This window comes from Actinospineispora eucalypti, from assembly GCF_039543365.1.
Taxonomy (GTDB): domain Bacteria; phylum Actinomycetota; class Actinomycetes; order Mycobacteriales; family Pseudonocardiaceae; genus Pseudonocardia; species Pseudonocardia eucalypti.
Genome location: NZ_BAABJP010000048.1, coordinates 31942 through 50757, shown reverse-complemented (window position 1 = coordinate 50757; position 18816 = coordinate 31942). Strand labels below are relative to the sequence as shown.

The window sequence follows — 18816 nt, the reverse complement described above, 5'->3', positions numbered from 1 at the left end:
GGTCAGGAGGAGTTCGGAGGGGGTGGGCCGCGGCCGAGGCGCTTGGCCAGCCATCGCCAGAGGCGGTATCGGGAGACTCGGGCCAGCTCGCGTTCGGTCGACCGGATGAGGTCGAGCAGGACCGCTTCGGCGGGCTGTCCCGCTTCCGCCGACGCGGCGAGGTGCGCCTCGGCATAGGTGTCTCGTTGCCGGCGCAACCGCAGCATGCGCAGGGACGCCTCGGCGAGCCACTCCGGGTCCGCCCGGAACACCTCGGTGTAGGCGGCGGTGGCCATCCGCAGTGCGTCCTCGACCTGGGACAGCCGGGCCGCGACGTCCGTGCCCGGCGCCAGCAGCGCCGTCAGGTCGGCCAGGCGTTCGCGTGCCGCCGACACCTCCGGCACGCGGTGCAGGCGCACGGGGGTGTTGTCCCACCAGGGGAAATAGGCCGCCGCGAAGTCGGTCAGCGCGAGTTCCAGCCGGTACCGGGCGCGGCGCGGCTCCGGGTATTCGGCATCGAGCGGGTCATCGTGCTGACGCGCGGCGGTGAACCGGTCCAGTTCGGTGCGGAGCGCCGGTGGGATCGGGCGATGCGCGCGCACCTCGGCGATGGCGGCGTCGAGGTCCTGGACGGCGTTCCGCCACTCCTCGACGGGCACCGGATGCTCCTGGAGCAGCTCGACGTACTCGGTGAGCGAGTCGTGCAGCGCGGCGAGGCGCTCGTCCAGATCCAGACCCAGGTCGATCGCATCGGACCGCTCGATGACCGCGATGACCGACTCCGCCACCTCGACCAGGCGGTCTATCCGTTCCTGGCGCAGCGTGTCGGCCCGGTTGCTGGCGATCCAGTGGTCGACGAACGCCTCCGCCACCGCCAGCTGCCACCCGGTGCCGGAACCGAACACGCCGTCGCGCTCGAACAGTGACCGGAGTGCACGGTCCCGTTCCGCCCGCAGCCTCGCCAGCTCCTCGACGTGAGCGCCCGGGGCGCCGACGATCGCGTCGAACTCCGCCCGCTCGACCCGCCGCTGGCGCACCGCCGTGTCCCGCCAGAGCAACAACGCGCGCAGCTCGGTGGCCAGGTCCCGGTCCGGGGTACGGCCGCGGACGTGGCTCCGGACAAGGTAAGCGCCGACGATCCCGGCGACGACCGCGACGGCCGCGATCACCTGCGGCGGCAGCCCGTCCGGCGCGAGACCGACCAGCGCCAGGGGAGCCGCCGCCAGCCGATCCGGGCCTCGGCCGGTGCTCGGGTGTACCCGGGTGGGCGGGTCGGTGGGGGTGGTGGGCGGGTTCGGGTGGGTGGGGCCGGTGGGGCCGTCGTCGGGGATCTGGCGGAGGTGGTGCCGGGCGGCCTCGTAGGCCGGCACGGTCAGATCGGCGACGACGGCCGGCAGCTCGGCTTCGAGCAGCGCGATCAGGCCGGGCGGCGGGGCGCCGGGCCAGACCCAGTAGCGCAGCAGCTCGACCAGCGGGGCGGCGTCGTCCGCCGGCAGTTGCTGGGTGAGGTCGTCGACCGCCCGGTAGGCGCGAGCCCAGGCCACGGGGAGGTTCGCCGGCGTCGGCAGTGGCTCGGTGGCCGCGCGGTAGGCGTCCCGGAAACGGACCGGGTCGTAGTCGTGGTGCAGGTGCACCCGCCAGGACCCGGGCCGGCCGAGCGCGGCCACGTCCACCGAGGCCAGCCGGGAGCCACCGGCGTTCAGCGCGCGGGCCAACCGGACGGCCCGGGCCATCTCGGCGCCGCGCAGCGGTCGGCCGCCGACCCGGTTCAGCGCGGTCCACCACCGCCGAGCACCCTCGAGCAGCGTCGAGCCGTCCTCGCCCCGGCGGTCCTGCTCGACCGCCACCTCGTCGAGCAGGATCTCCGCCTTGGCCAGCGCCCGGCGGGCCACGCCGGCATGTCCTCGGCCGAACAGCCGGAGCGCGCTGTCCACCCGCACCCGGACGTCGCCGAGCAGCCGGTCCGGGCTGGACCACTCGCGGGTGTCGGCGTCCCGGGCGACCGGGTCGACCAGGCCGGCGGGCAGGGCCACGGCCAGCCCGTTCTCCGTGCTGGTGTGGGCGATCACGCCGACCACCCGGCCCTCGCCGTCCAGTACCGGGGCGCCGATGTCCGAGGGGCGCAGTGGCGCGGCCAGGGTCAGCGCCGCGCCGTCCGCGGACAGCACCGGGGCGGCCATCATGATCGTGCGGCGACCCTTGCCCCTGGTCACCACCGCCACCCGGTCACCGGCCGCCGCCGGCACCGGGGAGGTGCGCAGCGGTGCGGCGTTCAGCGCGGGCACGTGTAGCACGGCCAGCGGCAGCTCCCGCCGGCCGGCGCCGAACAGCATGCCCACCAGCTCGCCGGCCAGCCGGGCCTCCGGGGTGGCGTCTCGGTAGACCGCGCTGCCCGGGATGAAGAGGAGGGCGGCCACCGCGCCGTTCACCGAAACGCGGCGCATGGCCCGCTTCAGGTCGTTCGGCTCGCCGAGGTGGGCCAGCAGCGGGCCGAACGGAACCACCACCTGGTTGGCGCGGGTCGCCCAACCGGTGAACGCCGAGTGCTCGGTCTCGATGGTCACCACCGACCCGGCCGGCGCGAGGGGCAGCGCGACACCGTCCACGGCGGGGTACACGTTCACCAGCCGCCGGCCGTCACCGGCCGCCCGCCGGACCACCAGCTCCAGCCGGCTGGTGCGGGATCCGTCCGGCCGGAGCAGCAGCACACCGGCCGGCGGGTCGAGGTGCACCTGGTGGATCTCCACCTGGTCGGTCACCCGGGCCGGGCCGGTCGAAGCCGTCCAGGCGCGGCCGACCAGCAGGTGCAGCAGCGCCGAGCGCTCTGCCCGGGTGAGGTCCTGGTGCTCGGCCACCAGCCAGTGCTCGGCGGCCGCGGTGAGCGGGCCGCGGGGCGAGAGCAACTCCTCGGGCAGCACCAATCCGGGCACCGCACCGGAGAGGCCGGTGGGCAGCGGAGGCGCGTGCCAGCCGGGCAACGGGCGCACCGCACCGAGGCGCACCAGCAGGCCCGGGTGCGCCTCGGCGGCTTCGGCCACCAGCGCCGCCGGTGCGCCGATCAGCCGGGCGGCGGCCTCGAACGGCAGCTCCTCGCCGGCCGGGTGCAGCGTGGTCCACAGCTTGCCGCCCAGCCGGTGCAACACCCCGGGGATGCGCAGCTCGGCGACCAGCGCGGTCAGCTCGCGGCGGGTGGTGTCCAGCCGGTCGTGGAACGACTGGTCGCCGTCCATCGGCCAGCCGGCCATCCGCTCGGCCCGGCCGAGGTTCTCCTCGACCCCGGCCAGCGCGGACAGCGCGAGCTCGACGTTGCCGGCCCGCGACCAGCGCTCCGCCTCTCCGATCCGTTCCATCGCGTTCTCCAGCGACCGGTCCACGACACGCACGGCGTCCTCCAGATCCTCGAAGGTGGTGATGGCCAGGTCGGCGAGTTGCCCGGCGACCTGTGGGGACGGCGGTCGCCGTGCCCAGAGCTGTTCCTCGATGTGCTCGTCGCCGAGCGCGACGTGTTCCGCCTCGTGGCGCTCCAGGTAGCGCCGGGCCTCCTCGGGCAGCGCGCGGATCGGGCCGCGCAGCAGGCCCCGGTCGACGAGCACCGTCCGGGATCCGGGATGCGCCAGGTAGACGACGACCAGCGGGTCCAGCCGGCCGGCTTCGAACCCGGCGGCGAGCAGCTTGCTCAGCCCTCGGGCCAGGTACAGCGACATCCGGTCGGCCGGCCACAGCCCGGTCGGGCTGGCGATGGCCAGGTCGGCGGCGGGCGCCGGGGAGATCCGGTCGAGCTTGTCCATCAGGCCCAGCACCACCCGGACCCGCTCGGCGTGCGGCCCGGTGAGCGCGCGGGGCTGGCCGGTTGCCGGGTCCAGGGCGGCCGCGAACCAGCCACCCCCGGCGGGCAGCGCGGCGATCGGTTCGGGCGCGGTCAGTGCCAGCAGCGCGTCGAGCAGCCGCTGGGCGTCGGCGCGGTGCGCGTCGTGGCAGGCGGTGTGCCAGTGGCCGTTGAGGTGGCCCAGTTCGTGCGCGACGACCTCTGCCCACCAGCCGTCGAGCTCGACCCTGGCGTGCAGCTGGGCGAGCCGCTCGGCCATCGGGGCGAACATGACGATGACGTCGCCGAGTTGGGGGTGCCGCCAGGCGAACGCGACCAGGCGTTCGGGCAGGTCCGCCAGCCCGTGGCGGGCCAGGATGGGCCGGGCGAGCGCGGGGTCGAGCAGCAGCACCGGTGGGCCTCGGGCCAGGAATGGCGCTGGTTGCACTCCCTTGGCGACGGCGTTGAGGGTGAGTTCGCGCAGCGCGGCGGCGAAGTGGCGGACCTCGGGGTCGGTCATGCCGTCCCAGGCCAGCGCCCCGGCGTGACCGTCCACCGGCGGGCCCGCGCGGGCGGCGAGGGCCAGGAAGAGCACGTCCGCGCCCAGCGCCAGCCGCTCGAACAGCCCGGCGGAGAGGAACCAGGGCGGCTCCGCCCCGGCGAACACCAGGGCGGCGCCGCTCAACAGCGTCGCGGCGGTGGCGCCGACCGCGGACCACCCGGTGAAGCGCAACGCCCGGTCCTGGGACCGCGCCCTGGCCAACCACAGCGCCGCCCACGGCAGGGCGATGAACATGTGCATCGCCGCCGTCATGTGTACCCAGGCGGCGAGGGTCAGCGGGGCGTCCAGCGGGGTGGTGGGGAAGACCGATGCCACCGCCAGCGCCACCGCCGCGAGGCGCAGCAAAACCCGGGGACCGCGCTCGACCAGCCGGGCGACCAGCTCGCTGGCCCCGGCCATCGCCAGCATGGCGACCGCCAGGAACAGGCCGCCGGGCGTGGCCACGTATTCACTCACCGTGACGGTCGGGACCAGGTGGCCGATCCCGGCGACGTGCAGCGCCGTGGTGCTGGCCAGCGAGATCCCGAGCAGCGTCAGGACGGCCCGGCGGATCGTGGACCTCTCGGTGGGTCGGAAGGACAGCAGCGCCAGGCCGCCCAGCGCGGCCATGGTGAGCTGGGGGGTGGACTGCGCGAGCCCGAGCAGCAGGCCGGCCGGTGCGCCGTACGAAGGACGTCCGTCCAGCCGGACGACCCGCCGGCCGTGCTCCACGGTGACCCGCAGTCCGGGCACCCGGTTGGCGGCCAGCGCGTCGCGCGTGCCGGTGTCCAGGCGGAGCAGCCAGGCCAACCGGTCGAGCGGCGCGGCGCCGGCCGAGCGGTTCAGCAGCGCGGTGATCCGGTCGACCGGGGTGGCGAGCCGGTCGTGGTGCGCGTGCAGCTCGGCCAGCGCGGCCCGCAGGTCGCCGACCGTGCCGGCCAGGTGCTCGACCTCCGGCGCCGGAAACAGTGAAGCCAGCCGCGGCTCGGCGGTGTCGACCCGCTCCGCCCAGCTCTCCAGCGTCTCCAGCGACGTGTCGCCGGTCTGCCTGATCCGGCTGACCGCGTGGAAGCCCTGGATCAGTTCCTGCTTGACCAGGACACGCTCGACGTCCAGCTCGAGGACGTCGAGCAGGGCGGTGAGCCGGGCCAGGCGTGCCTCGGTGAGCGGGAGCAGCTGGTCCAGCACCGCCGACCGGTCGGGCAGCGAGTGCGCCACCCGCAGCTCACGCGCTCGGGCCAGCCGCTCGGCCAGCTCGGCGGCCTGGGCGCGCCGGGCCTGCAACCCGTGCCCGGCCAGCGCGTCCCGCACCGCCGCGAGCCAGGCTTCCGCGTCCAGGTAACGGGCGCCTAGCAGCCCGGTCAGCGGCTCCGCCGGGTCGGCCAGGGCGGACCGCAGATCCAGCTGGTCCCACAACCGCGCGCGCAGTGCCCGGGCCGCCCATTCCGTCAGCTCGGCGACCGGCTGCCGCTCGAACAAGGCCCGGTCCTGCGCCAACCAGCGGTCCAGCAGCTCCTCGGCGCCCGCGAAGCCGGGCGGCAGCGCGGTGCTCGCCGTACGGGGTGCCGAATCCCGCAGCACCTCGGCGGTCAGCCCGTCGACCAGCCGGACAAACCGGCCGACCTGCTCCGCGCGCAGCTCACCGAGCTCGACCAACAGGCCGACCCGCTCGGCCTCGGCGTGCGGCCCGAACGGGTGGTGGTCGAGCACCCCGGCCCAGAACGCCCGGACCCTGGCCGGATCGCCGGCCAGCTCCGCCATCTCGACGGTCTCCCGCAGTACCCGTTCCGAGACCAGCACCCGCCGGGTCGGGCCGTCGGTCCAGGTGAACGCCACCAGGTCGCCCGCCCCGGGCAGCACCGTGACGTCGGCCGGAAGCACCGAACGCTCCGCGTCGGTCGGCTCCCGCGATCCGGCCGCCCGGTGCGCGGCGGCAACGTGGCCGGCGGTCAACGGCGTCTCGGCCAGCCCGCCGCCGATGCGCCGGCGGAGCTGCTCGAGCTCCCGGCGCGCCCGGTCGAGCTCCGCTCCGACCGTGCCGGCCAGCCGCCGCTCGATCTCGGTGACCAGCCGTTCCGCCTCGGCCAGCGCGTCCAGGGCGTTCCGGTACCGGCGGTGGACGAGCTGGTCGTCGATCTCGCGGGGGGCGCGGGCTAGCAGCCGCAGCACCTGGCCGACCGGCGTCGAGGTGGGCCAGCGCTCGTCGTGGGCGATCCGCCAGCCCTGCTCGGCCACGGCGGCCAGCAGCGGCGCGGCGACCGCGGTGGCCACCCCGTTCGTCGGGTCGAGGTGGATGATCATGCCGACGGCGTCACCGGCGGCGTCGACCAACGGGCTGCCCAGCGCGGCGGCGCCGTCCAGCTGGACACGCACGGTGGCGAGTCCGCTGGCGACGACCGTGCCGCCGGTCAACCGGGCCTCGCCGGCGGTGTTTCCGCCGGGCGCCGAACTGGGCGCCCGCCCTTGGCCGTCGACTTCGCCGGCGGTGTCTCCGCCGGGCGCCACGCCGGCCGCCCACAGCCGCTGCCCGATGGCCACGGCCCCGGTGGTCACCGGCAGCGGGAGCGAATCCTGGTCGGCGGGCAGCAGCCCCAGGCCGGGTGGCTCGATGTCCAGGCCCAACAGCCGGCCGAGGTCGTGCAGCCGGGGCACCAGCCAGGTGTGCGCACCGTCGGCGTCCGGGTCCAGCGCGTCGCGGAGCCCGCCACCCGAGGTGATCGACAACCCGGGATAGACCACCCATCCGACGCCTTCACCGGCGACCGGGTGCACCGATCCGCGCGGCAGCGTGGGCGGGGCATTCGCCTCGGCCGGTGGAGTCCAGTCCGGGTCGACGCCGATCTCGCCGTCCGCCACTCGCAGGCCGGGGTGCGCGGCGGCGTGCGAGATCAGCTCGGCGGGGGCGCGGAGCCGGGTGGCCAGCTCCTCCGCCGTCATTGTCCGGCCGGCGTCGCCCAGCTCGGCGCGGATGCGTCGGGTCAGGTGGGCCAGCACGGTGGGCGCCCGCCGCGCGGCCTCCAACAGCGCGGTCACCTCGTACCGCCCGGTGACCAGCTGCTCGAGGAGCGGGTCGTCGGAACGCGGCCACCAGCCGCCGGCGTGGTCCAGCCACCGCTCGACGGCCGCCAGGTCGGCCAGGGCCTCGTCCAGCTGGGTCAGGGCGATCCCGATCCCATCGCCGTGCTCCAGCCGGCGGTCCGCGCTGGTCACCTCGAGCGCGAGTTCGGCCAGCGCCTGCCGGTGCCTGCGCGCCGTGGCCACGTCGGCCACGGCCTGACCGGCCAGCCTGGCCAGCCGTTCGGGTGTCCGCTCCGGCAACGCCTGGATCCGCCGGTAGAACAGCTCGCGGTCGAAGATCACCTGCGCGGAGCGGGGGAACCGTAGGTAGAGCAATGCCACCGGGGCCAACCCGGCGCCGCGCAGCCGCTGGTGCAGCAGCTCGTTGAAGCCCTCGGCCAGCATGGGCGAGGTGTCCACATCCGGGTCTTCCTGCACCACCGCGCCGCCGTCGAGCAGCTGGTACAGCAGCCGGACGACCTCGTTCAACTGCGCCGCGGTCAGCTCGGTCGTGTGTCCGTGCCGGTCCGCCGCGACGACCACCGGGGCCGGCGGAGCGCGCTGATCGGCCTGGTCCAGCTCGCGCAGCAGTGCCCCGGCCGCCTCCCGTTGGCCGGGGCGCCGGCGGTACGGGTCGTCCAGGCGGAACCGTCGCTCGTAGTCGATGATCCGCTGGCCGAGGTCCGGCGGCGCCCGGCCGGCGCCGATGTGGCCGGCGATCCGGTCCCGCCGGCTGGTCAGCATCATGATCAGGCCCTCGGCGGCGGCCGGGAACGCCGCGTCCCGCCAGCTGAACGCGACCAGCCGCTGGTCGAGCGGGGCCAGCCCGCGCGCGGTCCGTTCCCGCTCGATCAGCTCGGCCTCCGGGTCCCGGGCGATCGCGGCGCGGAACCGCTCGGGGCTGACCAGCAGGTGCATCGGCCCGCGCGCGGGATACGGCAGCTCGTCGGCGGCGACCATCTCGCCGTGGTCCAGCAGCGCCGGCAGGGCGCGCACGATCGCGGCCTCCTCGCGCGGGCTGATTTCCCGGCCCAGCGGGCCGTGCGCGGGCTCGTTCAGGCGCAGTTCCACGGCGCCGAGGGTGATCTTCTGACCCGGCCGGACCGCGGTGAACGCGGCGACCCGCCGGCCGTCGACGGCCACGTGGGCATTCGCGGCCAGCGGCCCGATGTACGCCACGCCCGCCTTGCTGAACTGCGCCGCGTGGACCGGCCGGACGTTGCCCCCGTACACGGTGACGCCGGCCGCCGGGTCCGCCCCGATGATGTTGACGGCCCGGTCCAGGGGGTAGAGCGCGGCGTAGCCGGGGCGGACCAGGGCCAGGCCGGATCGAGCTTCGTCCACCCCGTGGAAGACGCCGTCGCCGACCAGCACCACCAGGCCCCCGTCGGTCACCGCGAGCCGGGCGGAACCGTGCGCGGCGTTCCGGATGGTGGGCTCGTCGGTGGCTAGCGCGCGGGCCAGTTCGGCCAGCGACGCCCACCGGCGGTTGCGGTGCGCGAGTTGGTAGACCAGCAGCTCCTCGGTGACCGGTGCCGGCTGCTCGCGCCACACGAACGCCCGGTAGTTGTTGACCAGGATGTCCGCCTGGTCCAGCAGCTCCGCGACGATCTCGTCGACGATCTCCTTGCGGATCGTGGCCAGCAGCCTCGAGTCGCCCTGGACGGCGCGGATGTCCTCGGCGACGGCCAGGAGCTGGGTGGCGGCGCCGTCCAGCAGGTCGGCGATCTCGGCCAGGCGGGTACGCGCCTCGGCCGGCGCGCCCTGCCGGTCCAGGCGGTCTCGTTCGGCCGTCGCCCGCCGGCCCGCGGCGGTGTCGGATGGGCGTTCGGGCCAGCTGTGCCACAGCGTCGGATGGACCTGTTGCGGTTCGGGCAGGTCACCGGGCCACCGGTCCTGGCCGGGGTCGCCCGGCGCGCCCAGCTCCTTGAAGTCGGTGGCGATCGCGATGAGCCGCTTGGCCGCGTCCCGCATGGCCCCGGACGCAACCTCCAGGTCGGTGTAGTGCGCGGTGCCCGGCAACCGCATCCCCGCCTGTGCGGCGTCCAGGAGCCGGCTGGCGACGGACGCGACCCGGTCGAGCAGCGCGCCACTCACCGGGGCGGCCGCCATCGCCAGCGCGGTGTTCGGTTCGCCGGTCAGCGCCAGCGCGGCGCCGAGCACCGCGAACGCCACCCACGGCCGTGCGCCGGCCAGCGGGCCGCGCCGCTCCAGGACCCGGCGCGGGTCGACCTCGTGGGCAGCGGCCCAGTCGGGGGTGATGGCGCCCGGCGGCGACCGCCCGACCAGCGCACGGACCGCCGAGGCGATCGCCGCCCGGTGCGCCCACAACGCGTGGCCGGCCAGCAGCGCGGCGCCGACCGCCAATGCGTGATCACCGACCGGGAGGCCGAGCGCCAGCGGCAGCGTCGCCAGCGGGCCGCGGCCGGCCGGCGGGGAGAACCGGTCCCACTCGACGTCGTGCCGGTCGGTGAACAGGTAGAGCCAGTCGTAGTTGCGCGGCTCGGGCGCCACCACGCGTTCGAGCACGTGCTCGAGCGCGCCCGCCAGCTCGGCCCGGGTGACGCCCTCGGTGCGCACCCACACCGCGACCCGGCCCAGCTCGGCGGTCGCGGCGACGAGGTCGGCGGCGGCAGTGGGCAGGTCGGCGACCGGAGCGTCGAGTTCCACCAGCGTGGCCGGTACGTCGTTGACCCAGCTCAGCCGATCCGTATCGCCTTCGGTCGGCACCCGCACCCGGAAGCCGCGCCGGCGCAACTGCTCGGCGATCTCGTTCATCGGCGCGGTGCTCAGTTCCAGGCCAAACCGCCGGAGCGCGGCGAGGTTGATCACCTGCACCCGCGCGCTGGTCTCGGGTGATTCGCCGTCGAGGTAGTGGCCGCTGCGCGGTTCGAGTCGGGTCAGCGCCGGCCGGCCTTCGCGCACCTGCACATCGGCCTCGAAGGCAGCGATGACCGGCTGGCCGCCCGCGGTGTTCCCGTCGGGCGCCAAACTGGGCGCCCGACCCTGCGCGCCGGCTGCGCCGGCGGTGGCGGCGTGCGAGCCCTTCACCCGTTCCCCGGTGGCCGGGACGACCTGCCACTGCGGTGCGATCCACACCGAACCGTCCGGCAGCACCACGCCCAGGATCTCCCGGGAGCGGGCCATCATCTCGACGGCCTCGGCGGTGCCCAACCGGGCCGGCAGCCCGCCGGCCCGGCGCATGTCGTCGAGCTCGCCGGCCAGCTTTCCCGGCAGCAGGTTGGGGAATTGCGGCGCATCGGCGATCAACGCCCGGTACTCGCGCTCCGGCCCGCTCGGCAGGGCCGCCATCGCGCCGCTCGACGGGCCGGCCAGCAGTATCGCCGCCATGGCGGCGATCGCGCCGAGCACCAGGATCAGCCGGACCGGTGAGGCGGTGACCCAGTGGTACCCGGCCTTGACCAGGCCCCAGCCGGTCCGCCCGGTCGGCCGGTACGGCGGCAGGTCGCGGACCAGCGCGTCGGCCGAGACGATCGGCGTGGTCAGCATGGTGAGTACCACGGCCAGCCGGGGGCGCAGCGGGTCGGGCACCGTGCGCAGCAGCCTCCGGTAGGCGTTCGCCGCGATCGCCCCGCCGACCCCGGGGCCGTGTTCGGCGGTGATGTGGTCCACCTCGGCGACCAGCGTGATCATCTGGATGGCCAACGCATGGCGGGTCCGACGGCTCAGGCCGGTGCCCGCGTCCCGCTCGGCGGCCCGGATGGTCGCCTTCAGCGCGGCGAGCGCCTCTCGCGGCAACCGGAGCGCCAGGGGGGTGCCGGACAGGTGGGCGCGCCCCAGCAGCAGGCCGCCACCGGGCAGGTAACGCGCCCCTCGGTCCAGCTCGAACAGCCGGAACGGGTACGCCACGTTCGACTTGAGGAGAACCTTGGCCAGCAGCTTGGTCGCGGCCCGGATCGGCCCGGCGGGCGGGCCGCGCACCCGGATGAGCACGTGCGCCAGGGCGAGCCCCCCGACCAGCGCCCCGAGCGCGGTGATCACCAGACCCGGCATGGTCAGCGGCGCGTCGGTCAGGGTCGCCCACGGGCCGCTCGGCTGCGCGGCGACCGGCATTACCCCCTCGGCACGGGCCGGCGGGGCGCCGCCCAGCGGCGACAGCAGCATGCCGCCGACCAGCACCGTGCCGGCCGAGCCGAGCCCCAGCGCCTTGGCGACCGCGCGCAACACCCGGCGCGCCCGGCCGGTGGCAGGCGGCGCGGGCTCCTCGCCCGGCGCGGTGTTCGGCGCGGTGGCCGGTGCCGCGGGTTCTGGCTCGGGCGTGCGCGGCGTCGGTTGGGGTTCGGGTCGGGTGACGATGACCCTGGCGTCCAGCCGGCGCGCGGCGAGACCGGCCACGGCCTTGATCAGGCCGGGTTGGAACAGGTGCAGCTGGTGGCTGTGCTGGTCGAGGTGCACGGCGATGCCGGCCAGCCGTCCGGCCGCGTCGAACGCCGGCCCACCGGAGATCTTCCCGCCGAACGGGGCGATCAGGTAGTAGTGGGCGGCGTCGGTGCTGGTCACCACGCCCTGGGTGGCCAGCCGGTGGGTCTGCGGGTAGCCGCGGATGGTGAGCTTCTGGTCCGGCCGGACACTGGCCTGACGAACCGGGGCCGCCGGCACCCCGGCCGCGACCGGGATGTCCAGCGCGAGCACGGCCAGGTCGATGTGCGCGGGCTCGATCAAGCCGCGTTGGTCCCGCTTCCAGGCGGCCCACTCGGCGGGGGCCAGCCGCTCGAGCTCGGCCGGCGTGATGACCTCGTAGTCCAGCACCCGGTACCCGCCGGCGGTCCACCACTCGGCGTTCTCCAGCACGTGTAGCGCGGTCAGCGCTAGCGCCGGGCGGCCGGGAGCGGCCGCGCGAATGATCACGCCGCTGCCCAGGGTGGCGCCGCCGTCCTCGGCCTGGATGCGCACCGCCGCGCCGGCCGGGTAACCGGTGGCGATCGGGCCGAGCGTCTCGGTCCCGCGCACCGGGTAGAACCCGACCAGGAGCTCCTCACCGGTGTCCAGCCACGAGGTGACGACGTCCACGAAGCCGGTCTCGAGGCCACCGGCCCACGGCATCCGCGCCACCGGGGCACCGAGGTCGATGCGCAGTAGCTGGGCGGACCGGCCGTTGCCGCGGGTCGGGATGCCACCGGTCCGCCAGGCGTCGGCCAGCACCCGGTAGACGTTGTCGCCCTCGAGCAGCCACAACGCCGCCGACGACTCCAGGAATGTGTCGAACCGGCCCAGCATGGTGCCGATGAAGCGGCCGACCTGGCGGCCGTCCAGCAGCAGCTCACCGTGCGGGCCGTCCAGGGTGAGCCTCGGCTCGCCGTCGGGCAGGGTCAGGACGAAGCCGGCGTAGGTGGCGGCCGGGTTCACCGCGAGCAGCTCGGTGACGCCGTCCCCGTCGCGGGTGGCCAGGAACGGGGTGGCGGCGACGGCGGCCAGCACGCTCTCCCGGTCCACGCCGAGCCGGGCCAGCGCCCGATCCAGCGCGAGCACGTCCGCCACCGGCGACGCGCCCCAGCGGCCCCGCTGGAACAGCGCGAGGATCCGTGCGGGCAGCATTGCGCCGGCCACCCGGGCCGCCGCCGCGTCGTGTTCCGCGTCGGTGTGCCCGGCGCCGGCCAGGCGCAGGAGCTGGTACCAAACGTCCCGGTACGCCGGGTCCAGCGCGATCAGCTGGTTGAGCACCGCGGCTACGTGCGCCGGAACCAGGAACACCTGTGCGTCGGGGAGGCCGATCAGCTTCCCGTCCAGCGGTTCCTCGTCGGTGATCCGCACCAGATCGGTCGGCGCGGGCATCCCCGGTGGACCGCGCACCAGGTGGGGGAACTCCTCGCCGCTCAGGTTGCGCGCCCCGGCCCGCAACCGGGTCACTTCGCGGACCGGCAACGCCTGCCGCACCTCGGCGCCGGTCATACCGGCCGCCACCGGCCCGCCATGGTGATCACCGGGACCGGCCAGGGCCTGGTGCATCCGCCGGTACTCCGCGCGCAGCCGCGCGGCGGTGTCGGCCAGCTCGCGGACCAGCGGGGTTTGCGGCAGGTCGCCGAGCTGCGCCAGGACCCGGGACAGCTCGTCGACGCTCGACCCGGGTTCCCGGTCGAGCAGTTCGCGCAGCTCCCGGGCCCGGCCGGCCGGGTCGGCGGCGGTGAACAGATCGAAGATCGTCTGGTGGTAGAGCACGACTTCTTCGCCCGGGCGTACCACCAGGTCCCGCTGCCAGGCGGTCAGCCCGTCGTAGCGGCGCAGCGCCTCGGTGACCGGCCGCAGCTGGGCGCGCAGCTCGTCGAGGAGGTTCATCGCGTCGGTGTGGCGGGCGCGCACCGCGTCGGAGACCCCGATCCCGGCCAGCATCCGCTCGGCCCGGTCCAGGTTGGCCACGGCGTTCGCGGTGGCGCCCGGGTCGGCTGCCGGGCCGTTCTCGACCAGGCCCTCGATGGTGTACTCCCAGGCATAGAGCAGGGTCTCCGCCGCCTCCAGCTGTCCCACCCGCAGGTTGAGGAAGGCCTCGGCGGGGTCCTGGCCCGACCACCAGTGCGCCAGATCGGTGTCCGGTTCGGCCAACCACCGGTCCACCACCCGCTCCAGTACCCGGCGCGCCGGCTCGGTGCTGCCCCGGTCGAGCAGGTCACCGCTGGTGCGCAGGCTGACCAACACCCGGTTGGCGGGTGCCAGCAGGTACACGACGGTGACCTGGTCGAGGCCGTGCGCGGCCAGCAGCGCGGCCAGTTCGGCATCGCCGTCGAACATCCGGTAGTCCACGCCCCGGGTGGCCCACCGGCCGTCCGGGCTGGCCTTCTCCAGTGGCGCTCCCGGCCGGATCCTGCCCTGCTCGTCCAGCCGCGCGACCAGCTCGGCCAGCCCGGCCAGCACGGCGGGCGCGAACCGGACCGGCCGGCCGAGCGGGTCGAACGCGATGGGCAGGATCGACCCTGGTCCCGGCGATAGCTGGGTCAGTTCGGCAATCAGCATGGCCCGCTCCGCCGCGCGCAGGCGTTGCACCAGGGAGTCGCTGTGCTGGTCGTGGCGCGGGCTGGAGTGTTCGGTGTCGGCGAGGTGGAAGTACCACTCGTGCCGGAGGAACTCTTCCCACCATCCGAGGAACGCCGGATCGTGCCGGACCAGCGCGTCGACCCTGGCCGCGATGTGCGCCGGGACCAGGATCACCGGTGCGCCGTCGCCGTCCCGCCAGCCGAAGCCGATCAGCCGGCGGTCCAGCGGCGCCTCGTCGGTGATCCGCACCAGCTCGACCAGGTCCAGGCCCGGCTCACCCGGAACCCGCACCGGCCGGCCCAGGTGCGCGAACTCGGCGTCGGTGAGCCGTCGCGCACCGGCCACCAGGCGCGGCATGCGCGGCTCCATCCGGGACCGCGCCGTGCCGCTGGGCACGCCGTCCGCGACCGCCCCGCCGCCCCGGGTGAACCGGCTGAGCAGCTTCCCGGCCGCGTTGTAAAGCCACCAGCCCAACTGGTCCGCGAGCCCGCCGACCTTCCGCGATCCGGCCCGCAGCCAGTGCCCGACCGCCTCGGCCCGGGGACGGAACCAGCGGTGGACGGCCCAGCCCGACCCGAGCACCGCCGCTTCGGTCGCCACGATGGCGGCACTGGTCCAGTCGTAACCGCCGCGGGCGTCCCACACCCACATGCCGACGGCGAAGCCGGCCAGGTTGACCAGGGCGGTGAACCCGAACACCCCGGCGTCGTAGTTGGCCTTCGGTGGATCTCGAGGCCGGATCGACCAGGCCATGCCGGTGACCGCCAGCATCAGCAGCGCCACCCCGAACAGCGCGGGGGAGTTGGTGGCCAGGCTGTTGATGCCGTAGATGGCCAGGGCCAGGTCGTGCAGCAGCAGCCCGACGCGCTCGTGCCGCTGGTCCGGTTCGCGCCGCAGCACGTCCTCGCGGAACATGTGGTGCTGCTGGTAGGCCACGCCCAGGCCCATCGACGCCAGCGTAGCCAACGAGATGATCACGTTGACCGGGCCGGCGTTCGCGCCGTTCAGCGCGAAGTCGACGATGGCGAAGCCGACCCCGACCACCGTGGTGGCGAACCCGGTGAGCCCGGTCAACCACCATGCCCAGTGGTGCGGCCGCATCCGGTCGGTCTTGACCCACTCGGTGCTGACGCTGGGGATCTCGTAGCGGATCGCCGTGGTCGCGTGGGCCACGGCGGTCAGCACCGCCGCCAGCACGGTCACCAGCGCGGCGCTGGTGGCGACGGCGGCCATGTTGGTGTTCACCGACACCATCCGGGTCAGCGCGACCACCGCGAACAGGCCGGCGATCACACCGCCCGACAGGTCCGACGCCCAGCGGGTGTTGCGGAACGATCCGACCAGGCCGCGGATGAACATCGCCAACGCCCCGGCCGTCGCGGACAGCGCGAGCAGTCGCACGCCGCCGAGCACGCCGATCGCGGTGACCGCCCCGGTGCCCACGGACACCGCCGCCACCCAGAACACCCGCTTCTGGGCTTGCAGCCACCGGCCCCAGCTGAGCTCGCTGCCCGGTGGGCCCCGGCGCAGGATCGACCAGAGGATGAGTGCTGGCATGGCCACCATGTCCCACACCTGCCCGGCCACCGCGCGCGTGGACGGGATCCGGATGCCAAGGGCGTTCTCCACGCCGGAGACGGTCTCCGCGATCCAGGCGTTGGCCCCGCGCAGCCCGTCGACCAGGCCGTACCACCGGTCGGCCAGCGCCCGGCCGACTCCGGCGCGGTTCCGCCAGAGCCCCCGCACGGCGAGCACGGCCGCGAGCGCGACGTGCGCCAGGCTGAGCGGCCAGCCCCACGGCAACCCGTCGCCGGTCGGCTGCCGCACGGGCGCCGGCTCCGGTTCTGGCGCGGCCGTCGGTGCGGGCTCCGGGGTGGGCACCGGTGCGGGAACCGGCTGGACGAAGACCCGGCCGGGGATGTTCAGCCGCTCGCCGATCTCCAGGAGGTCGCGGCTGGCCAGGGTGGGGAACCGGCCCGGGTTGGCGGATGCCAGCGCGTCCTCACCCAGCCCGAACCGCGCCGTGATCGCCGAATAGACGTCCCCGGATTGCACCCGGTACCGGCCGTCCCAGTTCGCCGGGATGACCAACGTGTCCCCGGCGTAGATCTTGTTCGGGTCGGCGATCTCGGGGTTGGCGGCCAGGAAGTCGGCCTCCGATACACCGAACGCCTTGACCAGCACGCCGAGCTCGTCCCCGGGCAGCACCCACGCCGCATTCGCCGGCAGCTGCTGTGGGGCGGGTGCGGAGATCGAGGTGTGTGTCGAAAGCAGCTCGACGGCGGGTTTGCCAACGGTGGCCGCCGTGGTCAGGCCGAGCTGCGCCAGCGTGATGGCCAGTAGCACCGCCCCGCCGAGCAACCAACGGGCGTGGGCGAGCACGGCCTCCAGCAGCCGCCGCTGCTCGCTGTCCACCGCGCGCAGGCCCCGGCCGAGGCCGACCTTCGACTCGTTGCCGAGACTGTCGGCGGCGAGGGCGGCCTCGGCGCGGACGGCGGCGAGGGCGTGCACCGCGCGGTAGGCCTCCGGCGAGGTCTTCCGCGGCTTGACCACGGCGAGCACGGTCAGCGGTTCTCCCGGCACCGGAGGCGCCAGCGCGACGTCGCCCGCGCCGAGCAGCGTCAGCAGCCGGGTGATCTCCGGCAGGTGCTGGGTGAGGGACCCGCTGGTGATCATGAGTGTGCCGCCGACCCGCAGCGCGGCCATCACCTCGGCCAGCGCGCCGATCCGCGCACCGGTGAACGCGCTCCGGTCGAGCCGGTCGAAGAAGATCTCGTCGTAGCGCTCGGCGGGCAGCCTGGTGGCGGCGACGTCGGCGAGCAGCTCCGGCTCCGCCGCCGGCTCGATGTTGAGCGTGACGTCGCGGCTGGACACCGGCCGGTCGTTCGCCGACCGGCCGCCACCGACCACCAGCCGCCGCCCGTTGACCACCGGGTCGCCCAGGCGCACCGCCGGCATCCACTCCCGGGACCACGCGATGGCCCCGGCCATCCAGGCCGGGTCGTACAACCCGCCCCGGTGCACACCACCGGGCAGGTAGAAGGCGCCCTCCAGGTGGTCACCGGCGCGCTGGAACAGCATGATCGTCCTGGCCAGCAGGAGCGCGTTGGCCAGCTGGGCGGAGTGTGCGTCGTGCCGGGCGCCCTCGTGTTCGTTCCCGTGCAGGTGGAAGTCGCGCTCGTGTGCCAGCAGGTCGTACCACCAGTCGGCCACCAGCCGGCCGGCGGCGATGTGCACCACCAGTTCCTCGAGCATCGCCTCGGTGATCACCACGACGCCGTCGCGGGCCAGCGGGACCGAGGGGTCGCGCCAGCCGAACGCGACCAGGCGGTCGGCGTAGGGCAGTCGGACGCCGTCCGGAGCGAGCACGACGCGCACGCCCGGCGGGCCGCGCGGCATCCAGGGCGGCAGCTCGTCGAGCGGGATGAGCCGGTCCGCCTGGCGGCGCAGCGCCTCGGCCACCTCGTGCCGCCGCGCCGATGTGAGCGGCTTGCCGATCACCACGGTGCCGCCGTCCCCGCCGGTGTTCTTGGCCTGCTGGTGGCCGTGGTGGTGTCGGCTGGGGTGCGGGCTGCCGTGCTTGCCGGTCTTCTTGGGCCGCGCCTTGCGACCGATGGTCATCGGCCGGGTCGGGTTGACCTGGATGACCACGGCGGTCTTGTTGTCGCTGCCCTGCTCGGCCACCTTGTCGATCAGGCCGTCGGCGGCGAAGCTGAGGTTCGGTGCGGCGCGCACCACCGCGCCGATTCCGTCCCGTTCCTGGTACAGGTCGTGCAGGCCGTCGGTGGACAGCACCACGGCCGCCGGACCCTTGACCCCGATCACGGTGTAGCGCGGGCGGTGCACGGCGCCCCGGCCCACCCAGCGGGTGATGACCTGCTCCGGCGCCTCCTCCGGGTCGCGTTCCACGGTCTGCGCCACCGTCCAGGTGTGGTCCACGGTGAGCGGCTCGGTGCCGTGTCCGGTCACCAGGTGCCCCCGGCTGTCGCCCAGCCACACCAGGGCGACCTCGCTGGTGTCCGATCCGGTGGGGGAGACCACCACGAGCAGCAGCGTGCTGATCGCCGCCGACCCGGCGGTGGCTTCCTGGGCCGCGGCGAAGGCCAACTCGGCGACCTGCTGGACCGGCAGGGACGGGTCGGCGGCCAGCGCGGCGTCGATCGCGGCGGCCACCGCGTCCCGGCCGGTCGTCTGGCTGACGTTGCTGCCCTGCTGGTCGGCGACCGCGGCGAAGATCCGCCCGTCACCGGCCCGCACCGCGCCGGCCATCGAGTCGAAGTTGCGGTGCAACGGGTGGCCGGGATCGGTACGCCCGACCATCGGGCCGAGGTCGAACCCGACCCGGCCGGTCTTGTCGCCCGGCAGCGCGCCGGACCGGAGCACTCCGGTTTCGTCTCGCTGACCGGGCACGATGGTGATTGTCACCGGCGGCGCCGGGATCACCGGT

1 protein-coding gene (only partly in view) is annotated in these 18816 nt (G+C 75.0%); it reads right to left on the bottom strand.

The genetic code is table 11. The features are described from left to right. Window positions 1-2: 2 nt before the first annotated feature. On the bottom strand, window positions 3-18816 hold the final stretch of the coding sequence (locus tag ABEB12_RS34450) for a rhomboid family intramembrane serine protease (protein ID WP_185063300.1). Its footprint extends 25982 nt past the window's final position; only the last 18814 of its 44796 coding nucleotides appear in the window; the start codon falls outside the window, past its right edge; its stop codon occupies window positions 3-5.